Raw genomic sequence first — 12,763 nt, 5'->3', positions numbered from 1 at the left:
ATTAAATACTTAAGTATAAATTTTGAGCTACTTCTTTAGAAATAATCATTTTTTTAGATTTAGTTTCTATGGTTAACGAGTTATCAAAAGGTTCAAAATCTAAAACCTTAATACGGTCTCCTAATGACAAATTATTTTTATTTAAATATTTTAAAAACGCATTAGATGAGTTTTTAACTAAAGCCAAAACGCCCTCTTTTCCGGGGTTTATTTCTAAAATATTCACACTTTTTACTGGTGCATAATTACCTTCTCTATCTGGAATAGGGTCTCCATGCGGATCATGTGTTGGGTTGCCTAAAAAATCATCTAACTGGTTTACTAATTTTAATGATTTTATATGCTCTAGTTGTTCTGCAACATCATGAACCTCATCCCAAGAAAAATTTAATTTTTCTACCAAAAACACTTCCCAAAGTCTATGTTTTCTAACAACCAATGCTGCGGTTAAACGTCCTTTTTCAGTTAAACTTACTCCTTGATACTTTACATAATTAGCTAACTTTTTTTCTGCTAATTTTTTAATCATATCTGTTACCGAAGATGCTTTAGACTCAATTTTTTTTGCAATAGCATTGGTACTTACAGCAAGACTACCTTGTTGCCCTAACTGATAAATTGCTTTTAGATAGTTTTCTTCTGATAGTGAAACCATATTTACAAAGATACGTAATTTACTTGAGGTTAAAAATATTTTTAGATAAGACTAAAGTTTAATTTTTGTGTAAATATTAAATTAAACACCTAATAACAAAATATTTATATCTTAGTACCATGGCACAACACAACGAACTTGGTAAAAAAGGCGAGCAATTGGCGGTTAACTTTTTAATTGAAAAAGATTACCAAATAATTGAACGCAATTACCGGTTTGATAAAGCCGAAGTTGACATAATAGCAAAACAAAAAGACACGCTTGCTATTATTGAAGTTAAAACGCGGTCTTCTAAAGATTTTGGAAATCCGCAAGATTTTGTAAAACCAAAACAAATTAAAAATTTAGTAAAGGCTGTTGATGAGTATATAACAGTTAACGATTTAGATGTTGAAGTACGTTTTGATATTATTGCAATAGTTAAAGAAAAGAAAGGTTATAAAATAGAGCATTTAGAAGATGCTTTTTACCACTTTTAACACCTTTGTGTAACACAAGTTATAGTGCCAAAATAATTAAGGGTACTAAAAAAAAATTGAGTTAATTTTTATCAAAAACTTTCTTTAAAGCTTCAAGGTCTTCTGGTTTAGCAATAATTTTTTTGTCTTTATCTAAAACAAAATAAGTAGGCGTTAATGTAACCGCATAATCATTTCCTATTTCATTATCCCATTTACTTTCACCATAAACATGGATAAACTCAGGGTAATTATAAGTTAAACGTTTCCAGTTATAGGGTTCATCTTCTAAACCAATAGCAATAACTTTTACATTCTCCTGGTTTTTAATGTAGGCATGTAGTTGTGGTATTTCATCTAAACAATGAGAGCAAGTGCTACTCCAAAATACAATAATGTATTTATCAAAACCTTCTATTTCACTTAATTTTTTTGAAATGTTTTTACCGTCTTGTGTTATTTCAAAAGAAAAATCTGGAGCTAATTTTCCAACAGAAACGTTAGAAAATTGTATTAATCTATTTAAAAGTTCTTGGTCATTTAATTCTACTGCAATATCCATTAAATAATGCTCTGCAATATAATTGGCTACAGATTCAAAATTTAAATCGGCCATTTGTTGCCATAAGCTAACAAGTAAAATGCGTTTCACTTCATTAGGCGCTTCTTTCATGGCTTTACAAACCACATCAATATTATGCTTGTAATTAACAATTTCATCATCAGAATCTATAGTCATTCCAAACACATAGTTTAGCATTTTCTCTTCTAAAAAGTTAGAACTTTGTAATGTTTTGTTTGTAAAATCTACATTATCAAAATAATGTTTCTTTAGGTTATTTACATAGGTTTTTACATCTTCAAATCCTTCTGGAATGTATGGTTTGTTTGCTTTTATAAATTCTAATACTATATAATCTTTAGCAGTTTCTTCGTAACTTTTTTGGGTGTCTTTTTGGGTTTGAAAAATTTTAGTCAAAGCCAATGTATCTGTGCTTTGTTCGCTAAAAAATTTACCAATACTATAGGTAACCATAGACATACTGTTGGTATAAGAGGTAAGCAGTTTATTTTCTATAGAGCTTTGAAACTCTACACCTGTTTCAGAGTTAAAAGTTAGCTCTATATCTTCTTCACCATTATAAATAATATCGAAATTGTAATCTTCTTGAGGAATAGCATATACCAACCTATACATGCCTTTTTTAGCTGTAGAGTCTAGTTTAATTTCAAAGCTTCCATCCTCATTAATTTTAGCATTTGTTATATATTCTGAAACTGTTGGAGTAACTCTGTACAAAAGTGCTATTTCATAATCTTGTGCAGGTGAAAACGTTCCTTTTATTGTGTGTTGTGCCCAAAGAACTGTTGGTAATAACAGTAGGGTTAATATGTGTATTACGGTGTATTTCATTTGTTAATATAAGGCAATAATCAAGCCACAATGGGTTTTAATAATTTTAAAGCTTTTTCTACTGATTTTACATTATCAAAAGTAAGCAATAATCGTAAGCCTTTGCGTGTTTGTTTCTCTTTCATTTTACATAAATGAGAGTTTGCCTGTACGTATTGCAATACTTTGGTAAACCATTTGCTTTGATAAAAACTACTTTGCTGATCGCTAATAAAATAGCCAACAAACTTACCTTGTTTCATAATAATTTTTTCAAAGCCTATTTGGGTAGCAATCCATTTTATTTGGACACTATTTAGTAAATCGGTCACTTGTTCTGGTAATGCTCCAAATCTATCTATTAATTCTTTTTCAAATTGATTTAATTCTGCTTCGGTTTTTAACTCATTTAATTTAGTATAAAGACTTAAGCGTTCTGCAATGTTGTTTACATAACTATCAGGGAAAAGCAATTCAAAATCGGTATCAATGGTAACGTCTTTTACATAAACTTTGTCTGTATCAGATTCGTTATACAAATCTTTAAACTCATTTTCTTTAAGTTCTTCAATAGCTTCGTTTAATATTTTTTGATAGGTATCAAAACCTATTTCATTTATAAATCCGCTCTGTTCACCACCAAGTAAATCTCCAGCTCCACGAATTTCTAAATCTTTCATGGCTATATTAAAACCGCTACCAAGTTCTGTAAATTGTTCTAATGCCGATATGCGTTTACGAGCATCATCTGTCATAGCAGAGTATTCTGGGGTAATGAAATAACAAAAAGCTTTTTTATTACTACGCCCTACGCGTCCGCGCATTTGATGTAAATCACTCAATCCAAAATTATTGGCATTATTTATAAAAATGGTGTTTGCATTAGGCACATCTAAACCGCTTTCTATAATGGTGGTACTTACTAGCACATCAAACTCTCCGTTCATAAATGACAACATAAGTTGCTCTAGTTTTTTACCATCCATTTGTCCGTGCCCTATAGCAACCTTAGCATCTGGAACTAAACGTTGTACTAATCCGGCAACTTCTTTAATGTTTTCAATACGATTGTGAATGAAAAACACTTGTCCGCCACGTTGAATTTCATAACTAATAGCATCTCTTATAGTTTCTTCATTAAATCTGATTACATGACTTTCAATAGGATATCTGTTTGGGGGTGGCGTGGTAATTACTGATAAATCTCTAGCAGCCATTAAGCTAAACTGCAGCGTACGCGGAATAGGAGTTGCTGTTAGTGTAAGTACATCAACATTTTCTTTAATAGTTTTTAATTTTTCTTTTACTGCAACGCCAAATTTTTGCTCTTCATCTACAATAAGAAGTCCTAAATCTTTAAACTTAACATTTTTATTTACTAGTTGATGGGTACCAATAATGATATCTACTTTTCCTTGCTCTAAAGCCTCTAGTGTTAAACGTTTTTCTTTAGCAGTTCTAAATCTATTTAGGTAATCAACAACAACAGGGAAATCTTGTAACCGTTTTTTAAACGTTCTTGAATGCTGATATGCTAAAATAGTAGTAGGTACCAAAACAGCCACTTGTTTACCGTTATCTACCGCTTTAAAAGCTGCGCGGATAGCCACTTCGGTTTTACCAAAACCAACATCACCACAAACCAATCTATCCATGGGACGCTCGCTTTCCATATCAGCTTTAATATCGGCTGTTGCGGTGCTTTGGTCTGGAGTATCTTCATATATAAAAGAAGCTTCCAACTCATGCTGCATATAACTATCTGGGTTGTATTGATAGCCTTTTTTAGTTTTTCGCTTTGCGTAGAGTTTAATTAAATTAAACGCTACATGTTTTACACGAGCTTTGGTTTTTTGCTTTAAATTTTTCCAGGCAGCACTTCCTAGTTTATATATTTTAGGTGGTTTACCATCTTTACCGTTATACTTAGTTATTTTGTGTAATGAGTGAATGCTTAAGTAGAGTACATCGCGCTCTCCGTAAATAAGTTTAATGGCTTCTTGTTTTTTGCCTTCAACATCAATTTTTTGCAGCCCACCAAAACGCCCAATACCATGATCTATATGGGTTACATAATCGCCTACATCTAAATTTGTGAGTTCCTTTAAAGTTATGGCTTGTTTTTTAGCATAGCCATTTTTTATATGGAATTTATGGTAACGCTCAAAAATTTGATGATCTGTGTAACAAACTATTTTATTATCATGGTCTACAAAACCTTGGTGTAATGATTGTACTATGGTTTTATAATGAACATCTTCTTCTACATCTTCAAAAATATCATGAAATCGTTTTGCTTGTTGTTCACTAACACAAGCTATATAATTAGAGTAACCTTTATTATGATTGGTATTTAAATCTTCAATTAAAAGATTGAATTGTTTGTTAAAAGCGGGTTGTGGTGAAGAATTAAAGCTAATTTCATGGCCTTTACTAAACACACTCTGAGTCCCAAACTCTATAATTGAAAACTCTAATAATTGCTTTTTTAATAATGCTGAATTGCAAAATAGTTCTTCGGGTTCATCATGCTTTAATTCTGATGACAGTTCTTTAAATGTTTCTTCTGCTTTGGCAAAAAAATCATCAATTCTAGAAAAACATAAGTCGGCATTTTTTAAGCATACCACCGTTTTTTGTGCTATATATTTTAGAAAGCTTTGTCTGCTTTCTTCTAAAAATTTATTAGCAACATTAGGGATGATACTAATCTTCTTTAACTGCTCTTTTGATAGTTGCGACTCAACATCAAAGGTTCTAATACTATCTACCTCATCACCAAAAAACTCTATACGATAAGGTTCATCATGCGAAAACGAAAACACATCAACAATACCGCCGCGTACCGAAAACTCTCCTGGTTCTGTAACAAAATCAACACGTTTAAATTTATATTCAAACAACACTTCGTTTACAAAATCTATAGAAAGGTTATCTCCTACGGCTACTTTTAGGGTGTTTCGTTCTAACTCGCGTCTAGTAACAACTTTTTCAAAAAGAGCGTCTGGATAGGTAACTATTATTGCTGGTTTTTTACGAGAGTTTATTCGGTTTAAAACCTCTGCACGTAACAATACGTTAGCATTATCGGTCTCTTCAATTTGGTAAGGCCTACGATAACTACCGGGGTAGAACAGCACATCTTTTTCATTAATAAGCTGCTCTAAATCATTTAAGTAATGTGCCGCTTCTTCTTTATCATTAAAAACCAACAAAAAGGGTTTTTCTGCAGATTTAAATGATGCTGAAATTACATAAGAAAATAAAGATCCAACAAGCCCTTTTAAATGAATTTTACTTTGAGTATTAACAATAGAATTCTGCAGATTTTGCATTTGCAAAGCCTGTTCATAAACTTGCGAGAGATTTGAAGAGCTCACTTATTTAACCCTGTTTTTTAGTAGTGCAAATATAGGTGTTAAATTTATTTTTAAAATGATTTTAATTTTTAATTAATACAATGTAATACTTAGCTAGATATTATCAGAAAAATTATTGAATTTCGTTTCACATTGGATATAAACAGTATGCAATGCGATTTATATGCATAAGATTATTGATTCTAATGATTACAACTGTGAATGTAGAAAATCAGCAGTACCTTTCAATCCTCTATTCCTGAGTATATCCAAAACTTGAAACTCATCCAAATCTGGATTTCTTCTATGAAGAACTAATTCCTTAAAAGCTTGAACCGCTTGTTCGGGATTTAAATCTATAATATCTGTTAAAAAATCATCGGCTGTTTTGGCTGTTAGTCCAAAAGAAGCTAAATAATCTTTAGGAAAATCTTTTATGTTGTTCGTAACAATAATATTTGCATTTGTCTTTATTGCTGCCGCAAGAACGTGCCTGTCTTTTGGGTCTGGTAATTCCAAATTATTTATTAACCCAGAATAATTAGTAACTAAAGCATCAGGGAATGCAGTATTTGCTTTTTCTACTCTTCTATTGGCTTCTTTCTCACTTACACCCTTTCTTGACATCACATCTTTCCATTCATCAAATATATGTTCACTCCATTTTGGAGTGAACATGTCATAATACGCAAACCAAAAAAGTAAATCACGAATCTCAATCGGATAAATTACATTAGTATCTAATACACATTTAAATCTTACACTATGAATCATATAACCCCAATTCTTCGTCAGACTTCATTATATCAATAATATTCTGTTTCTGAACCTCTTTCATCTTCGTTTTATACCTTATGACATCCTCAAACTTAATCCTTCTATGTTTGCCAATTTTTGTATATTCTATTTGCCCCTCTTCAAGAAGTTTAACTAAGTGAGGTCTAGAGCAACCTATAATCTCTGCTGCTTTTTGGGTTGTAACTTCTGTAGCAACTGGAACTAATGAAAACGGTTTCCCCTGGCTCATTGCCTTTAATATTTCTCCTAAAAATTTCAAAGCACTTAATGGAATTTTTATTCTTTCTTGAGTTTCCTCAATCTCAATCTCAGGGTTTTTAGATTTTAGTTGTTGGATAACTGAAGTCAAAGCATCATAAGACTCTATTGCCAATCTTTGCTCATCTTTTGAAGGCTTATTAATTTTTTTATAAGTTTCCATTGTCGCTATTTTAAGTAATCCTACACAATATTAAACGAAATAAACGAAACAATCTTACAAATTGATGTTAAATTTTTAAAAAATAATTTCAACAACGCTGTTGGTTCTAGCCTACTTACAAATATGCAAGCAAACAATCCCCACATTAGAAATTAACAGGCATGTTTGAAATCCCCAATGAAGAAGGGATTAACTAGTAAAATATTTATATTCATTAATTTAAAAGGCAATTAATGAATAAAACCCAACCATTTGTCTTGAACTTACAGAAGGGTGTGGCAACATCTAAAAAATTAAAATTTGGGTTTAAAATCTTAAAAATAATATGTACGTTTGCAGCACTAAAAACAAATGTATGTCGATTTCAGATTTATTTGATAGCGGATTTAAAAAGCGTAATGAAAGCCATTTTGCCTCTATAGTAAGAGTTGCAATGGCCGATGGTGTAATTACTGACGATGAAAAAGCCTTTTTAGATAGGTTAGCCAAAAATTTAGATATTAGTGAAGCAGATTATAAATCTATTTTAAAAGATTATAACGCACACCCTATTAATCCGCCTGTTTCTTATGATAGACGTTTAGAACGTTTATATGATTTAGTACGTATGGTTTATATAGATGATATACAAGGAGAACCAGAATATTCTTTATTAAAAAAGATAGCAGTTGGTTTAGGGTTTCATGCTGTAAATGTAAAATATATAATTGACAAAGCATTATCTTTAGTAAGTACTGGAGCTGATTTAGACACTTTTGTGGATGCCATTAAAAACATGAATAGATAAAAAAATATAAAAACTATCATATTTTAAGCGTCCAACTTTTGTTGGACGTTTTTTTTTGAAAAAATTTAGACTAATTGAAAAACAATTTAAAAAAATAAAATATACGCCATTTAATGTGTAAGCAACTAGGAAACAAACCTTTGCCTAAAAACACTAACCTCTGCTAGTAAGCGGACAGGAACTTAATTGCTTAAAACAAATTATAACCAACTGAAAAACAGCTATTTATATCAAAAATTATTTTGTTATTAAAAAATTTGTTCTAATATTTGCACCGTAGTTTAAAACAAACAACTGCATTATAAATAACTAATAAAAACAGGAAGCCATGTTAAAACATAGTACACCAATTTGGAATACTTATCGTGATTTACAATCACTCATGAGGCTTCGGTATTTTCTGTAGATTAACTTCCCAGATAAAAACCCCGAAGCACGTAAGTAAACTGTTTCGGGTTTTTTATTTCTAAAATTCAAGAGTAAAAATCCAAATCAGTTTTAAAAGCGCAATTTTTATGTGCTATTAAAACAGACTTTAACTAGTCACTATTTAAAAACAAGGTTCTGGCGCCCCATAACGTTGGGTAAAAGTCTATACCTAAAAATTTAAAAAAATGGAAAATAATTTACATAACACCTATTTGTTAAAAGCTATACAAGCCTACCCGTATGAATTAGAAAAAGCTTATGAAGCTTTAAACTATGCTTTGTCTTACAACCCAGAAAGTGTAAAAGCGTTATGCTTAATGGCTAAAATACAAATAGAACAATTTGGAAACTTTAACCTTGCAAAAGCCTACTACCAAGAAGCTTTAGCTTGTAATGTGCATGACGCAGATATATACCCAGATTATATACGCCTATTGGTAAACAACGGTAACTATGAAGAAGCTGAAAAACTAATAGATTTTGCCCTAGGTTTTAAAGGCACTAAAAAAGCAAACATATTATTAGCACAAGCCTCTCTTTTAGAAGCTCAAAATAATTATGATAAAGCCGAAAACGTTTTACAAGAAGCCAAAATAATTGCTTTAAATAACGAGTTTATAAATTATGTTAACGATGTCATTTCTCGTATTGTTCTAAAGCGTAAACTTTTAAACAGTAGTAAACAAGTAAATAAACCCGTAACAAAAAATGAACCCGTTGAAAATAAAAAAAGTTGGTTTCAAAACCGGTTAAATAATTTATTGTAATACCATTTCTAGCAAATGCGTAGGTGTGTTTTGGGCGTAACCCCGCTTTAAGGCGGGGTCGCGCTTTCACTACTCGCTCTTTGCAAGGAGCTCAAACATACCGTTCAATCGCTTACGCAAAATGTAAATAATAGTATTCATAATTAATTATTTACTCTCGTCCCAATTTTATATTAAGTCTTCTTGTAACACGCCTCTTAGCAAACCTTAGGCGCTTCTCAATAAATGTTATTCGGATTCCCAATAGCAAAACAATGCCTCCTATAACCATTTGAACAGAAATTTGTTCTCCAATAAATAACCAAGCAAAACATGAAGCCAAAAGACCTTGAGCAAGTAAACTAACCGAGACCCTTGTGGCTCTCATCTGTTTTGTAGCATAGCTAATTAAAAACCAAGCTAATAATTGACAGACAAGCGCTTGTATGAGTAATACAAACCATCCCATATTGCTAAAACCTGTGAAGGGTTCGTTCAGCAGGTAACTAACAATGCCTAAATGCGTAGTGGAACCTACCAAGTTTAGAACCATGAAAGTTGAAATATTCATGCTTTTTAAAACATATTTGCTTATAAGCATGTAAAAAGCATAAAACACACCTGATAAAACACCAAAACTAAAGGCCAAATCAAAATCTAAGTTTTTAAACACATCAAAACCAACCAAAAGCATCATACCTAATACGGCTATAAAGGCTCCAATCCAAAAGTTTGATTTGGGTTTGTCTTTTAAGAACAAGAAAGCCAAAATACCAACCCATATAGGAGAGAGATTAGTTAGTAAAGAGGCTTGGGTTGCCGAGGATTGTTGGATAGCAATGTTCCATACGGCCACATCACTTCCAAAAATCACACCACACAATAAGGCAAGAAATAATCCTTTACCATTGGTAATCTTAAAATTCCCCTTAACAAGAACATAAGGCAATAGAACAATTAAGGAAAATGCCATTCTATAAAACGCCGAAATGACACCTGGCGTTAAATTTAATTTCACCAATATGGGAAATATCGATATGCAGATAATTCCAACCATCAAAGCGATTCTTGCCTTTTTCATTAGAAGAATAAATTAATGAATTAAACCTGCAAAATTACATCACAAAACAATGTCATCGACATTAATTTTGGATAAAAGTTGTTAAATTTTTCAGTAATTACAGTTTCTAAGAGACGGCCTTTAACCCCACAATTGAGGCAATGAGTGTGGTGATGAAAAACAATCTCCAAAAAGTTGCTGGTTCGTTGAAAACAAAAATACCCACCAAAACGGTACCAACGGCACCAATACCTGTCCAAACAGCATAAGCAGTGCCTATTGGTAAGGTTTGTGTAGCCTTAACCAACAACCCCATACTCATAAACAAACATACCAAAAAACCAATAAACCAAAAAGTAGAAATAGAACCTGTAGTTTCCTTAACCTTGCCTAAGCAAAAAGCAAAGGCAACTTCAAACAATCCTGCTATGATTAAGATAATCCAATTCATTTTATTTATGAAGTTTTAACTGAATACGCTTTCGCGGAAGATCTACATCTAAAACTTTTACTATAATCTGTTGATGTAAATGCACATGCTCATTAACATCTTTTACAAAACTATCAGAAAGATTTGACACATGAATTAAACCACTTTCTTTAATGCCAACATCAACAAAACAACCAAAATTGGTAATATTGTTTACAATACCTGGTAAAAGTTGCCCTTCTTTTAAATCGTTAATAGTCTTTATATTTTGATTAAAAGTAAAAACTTTAGCTTGTTCACGAATATCTAATCCGGGTTTTTCTAGCTCTTTAATGATATCTTTTAGTGTTAATAATCCTACTGAATCTGTACAATAATCTTTTAAATTAATTGTTTTAAGCAACTCTGAATTACCAATAACATCTTTAACAGACTTCCCTAAATCTTTTGCCATTTTTGTAACAATAGCATAACTCTCTGGGTGAACCGCAGAATCGTCTAACGGATTTTTAGCACCTTTAATTCTTAAAAAAGCAGCACTTTGTTCAAAAGCTTTTCCGCCTAAGCGCGGTACATTTTTTAAATCGTTTCTAGAGGTAAAAGGGCCATTTTCATTTCTGTAATTAAATACATTTTCGGCAAGTTTAGGTCCTATTCCAGATACATAACTTAACAAACTTTTACTGGCGGTATTAATATTTACACCAACGGCATTTACACAGTTTTCTACAACTGCTTCTAAGGATTTTTGCAATTTAGTTTGATCTACATCATGCTGATATTGACCAACACCAATACTTTTTGCATCAATTTTTACTAATTCTGCCAAAGGATCTTGTAAGCGTCTGCCAATTGACACTGCTCCCCTAACTGTAACATCGTAATTGGGGAATTCTTCTCTAGCAATTTTTGAAGCAGAATAAATACTAGCTCCAGCTTCACTAACCACAAAAACCTGAATATCATTTTTAAATCTAATTTTGCGTATTAAAGCTTCGGTTTCTCTAGAAGCGGTTCCGTTACCAATAGCAATGGCTTCAATTTTATAGGCATCGGCTAAAGAGCTTATTTTTTTCATAGCGCCTATGCTATCGTTTTTTGGAGCATGCGGATATATGGTTTCGTTATGTTTTAACTGCCCCTGCGCATCTAAACAAACTACTTTACAACCTGTTCTAAATCCGGGATCTATAGCTAAAACTCGTTTTTCGCCTAATGGTGCGCCTAACAATAATTGCTTTAAATTTTTAGCAAACACACTTATAGCAGCATCATCGGCTTTTTCTTTAGCCATTTGCAACGCTTCATTGGTTAATGATGGTAAGAGTAAACGTTTATAAGCATCTTTAATTGCTATTTCTATTTGAGTTGCACAATCATTATTAGAGCGAATAATTCTATTTTCAATTTTATCTAAGGCTCTATCATCATCAATTTCAATTTTTACACGAATAAACCCTTCTTTTTCGGCTCTTAAAATAGCTAATAATCGGTGTGACGGAATTCTGCTTAACGCTTCTTCCCAATCAAAATAATCTTTAAACTTTTGGGCATCTTCTTCATTTTCTTTGGCTTTAACCACCTTAGTTGAAATCATTGCAAAACGTTCTAATTGGTAGCGAATGTTATTTCTAATATCGGTACGTTCGTTAATCCATTCTGCAATAATGTGGCGTGCACCTTCTAGAGCTTTTTCTTCAGATTCTACCTTGCCTTTTACATATCGAAATGCTACAGATTCTATATCATTGGCGTTTTGGCTCATAATAATTTTAGCCAAAGGCTCTAACCCTAATTGGCGTGCTTTTTCGGCTTTTGTTTTTCGGCTTTTTTTAAAGGGTAAGTAAATATCTTCTAAAGTAGTTAAATCTTTAGCCGCAGTGATTTTTTGTTGTAATTCTGAAGTTAAAACCTCTTGCTCTTCTAATGTTTTTAAAATGGCTTTTTTACGTTTTTCTAAGGCTTCAAACTGCTCTTTATATTTTACAATATTGCCAATTTGTACTTCATCTAAATTACCTGTAGCTTCTTTCCGGTAACGCGAAATAAACGGAATGGTGCAGGCATCATTAAGTAAATTGATGGTGTTTTGTATAGCAATTTTGGGTAATTGGGTTTGCGAAAAAATATAATCGGTTACTAACATAAATAGGCGCTTCTTGTTCTGTGAAAAGCAAATATAGAAAGTTGTATTATTAAAATATACGACATTTATCGTATTTCTTCA

The 12,763-nt window shown here is 31.9% G+C and carries 11 protein-coding genes; 3 read left to right on the top strand and 8 right to left on the bottom strand.

Annotated elements, in window-relative coordinates; translation table 11 throughout:
• Position 1 precedes the first annotated feature (1 nt).
• Entirely contained in the window at positions 2-655 is a 654-nt protein-coding gene (locus BWZ22_RS07615) for a metal-dependent transcriptional regulator (protein WP_076699086.1), read from the bottom strand.
• Between the two features lie 119 nt (positions 656-774).
• Here BWZ22_RS07615 and BWZ22_RS07610 point away from each other — a divergent pair, with 119 nt between their 5' ends.
• Positions 775-1,134, top strand: a complete 360-nt coding sequence (locus tag BWZ22_RS07610) for a YraN family protein (RefSeq protein ID WP_076699084.1) — start codon at positions 775-777, stop codon at positions 1,132-1,134.
• A 61-nt stretch (positions 1,135-1,195) separates the two neighbouring features.
• Here the strand turns inward: BWZ22_RS07610 and BWZ22_RS07605 are convergent, their stop codons facing one another.
• The 4 genes from BWZ22_RS07605 to BWZ22_RS07590 all read right to left on the bottom strand — a co-directional run bounded on the left by BWZ22_RS07605 (position 1,196) and on the right by BWZ22_RS07590 (position 7,084).
• Positions 1,196-2,527 (bottom strand): TlpA disulfide reductase family protein, encoded by a 1,332-nt coding sequence (locus tag BWZ22_RS07605; RefSeq protein WP_076699083.1) that lies wholly within the window; start codon positions 2,525-2,527, stop codon positions 1,196-1,198.
• A gap of 20 nt (positions 2,528-2,547) precedes the next feature.
• Positions 2,548-5,841 (bottom strand): transcription-repair coupling factor, encoded by a 3,294-nt coding sequence (mfd, locus tag BWZ22_RS07600; protein ID WP_371326816.1) that lies wholly within the window; start codon positions 5,839-5,841, stop codon positions 2,548-2,550.
• Positions 5,842-6,075: 234 nt separating this feature from the next.
• Positions 6,076-6,639: a PIN domain-containing protein gene (locus tag BWZ22_RS07595; protein ID WP_076699079.1), complete on the bottom strand. Its 564-nt coding sequence runs from the start codon at positions 6,637-6,639 to the stop codon at positions 6,076-6,078.
• On the bottom strand, positions 6,629-7,084 hold the full coding sequence (locus BWZ22_RS07590) for an excisionase family DNA-binding protein (protein ID WP_076699078.1): 456 nt from the start codon (positions 7,082-7,084) through the stop codon (positions 6,629-6,631). Before BWZ22_RS07590 ends, BWZ22_RS07595 begins: the two co-directional genes overlap by 11 nt.
• Before the next feature lie 355 nt (positions 7,085-7,439).
• Between BWZ22_RS07590 and BWZ22_RS07585 the strand changes: the two genes are divergently transcribed.
• Positions 7,440-7,871, top strand: a complete 432-nt coding sequence (locus tag BWZ22_RS07585; protein ID WP_076699076.1) for a fructose 1,6-bisphosphatase — start codon at positions 7,440-7,442, stop codon at positions 7,869-7,871.
• Positions 7,872-8,485: 614 nt separating this feature from the next.
• Positions 8,486-9,067, top strand: a complete 582-nt coding sequence (locus BWZ22_RS07580; RefSeq protein ID WP_076699075.1) for a hypothetical protein — start codon at positions 8,486-8,488, stop codon at positions 9,065-9,067.
• A 151-nt stretch (positions 9,068-9,218) separates the two neighbouring features.
• Here BWZ22_RS07580 and BWZ22_RS07575 read toward each other — a convergent pair whose 3' ends face one another.
• The 3 genes from BWZ22_RS07575 to BWZ22_RS07565 all read right to left on the bottom strand — a co-directional run bounded on the left by BWZ22_RS07575 (position 9,219) and on the right by BWZ22_RS07565 (position 12,682).
• A complete protein-coding gene (locus tag BWZ22_RS07575) occupies positions 9,219-10,127 on the bottom strand; it encodes a DMT family transporter (RefSeq protein WP_076699073.1) in 909 nt (302 codons plus the stop codon).
• A 106-nt stretch (positions 10,128-10,233) separates the two neighbouring features.
• Positions 10,234-10,557, bottom strand: coding sequence for a multidrug efflux SMR transporter (locus tag BWZ22_RS07570; RefSeq protein ID WP_076699072.1), 324 nt, complete (start codon positions 10,555-10,557; stop codon positions 10,234-10,236).
• A 1-nt stretch (position 10,558) separates the two neighbouring features.
• The gene (locus tag BWZ22_RS07565; protein ID WP_076699070.1) at positions 10,559-12,682 is read right to left on the bottom strand and encodes a Tex family protein; all 2,124 of its coding nucleotides are present in this window, start codon (positions 12,680-12,682) and stop codon (positions 10,559-10,561) included.
• Between the last annotated feature and the right edge of the window lie 81 nt (positions 12,683-12,763).

It is taken from the genome of Seonamhaeicola sp. S2-3, from assembly GCF_001971785.1.
Lineage (GTDB): Bacteria > Bacteroidota > Bacteroidia > Flavobacteriales > Flavobacteriaceae > Seonamhaeicola.
This window is presented reverse-complemented; position numbering and strand designations above follow the sequence as displayed.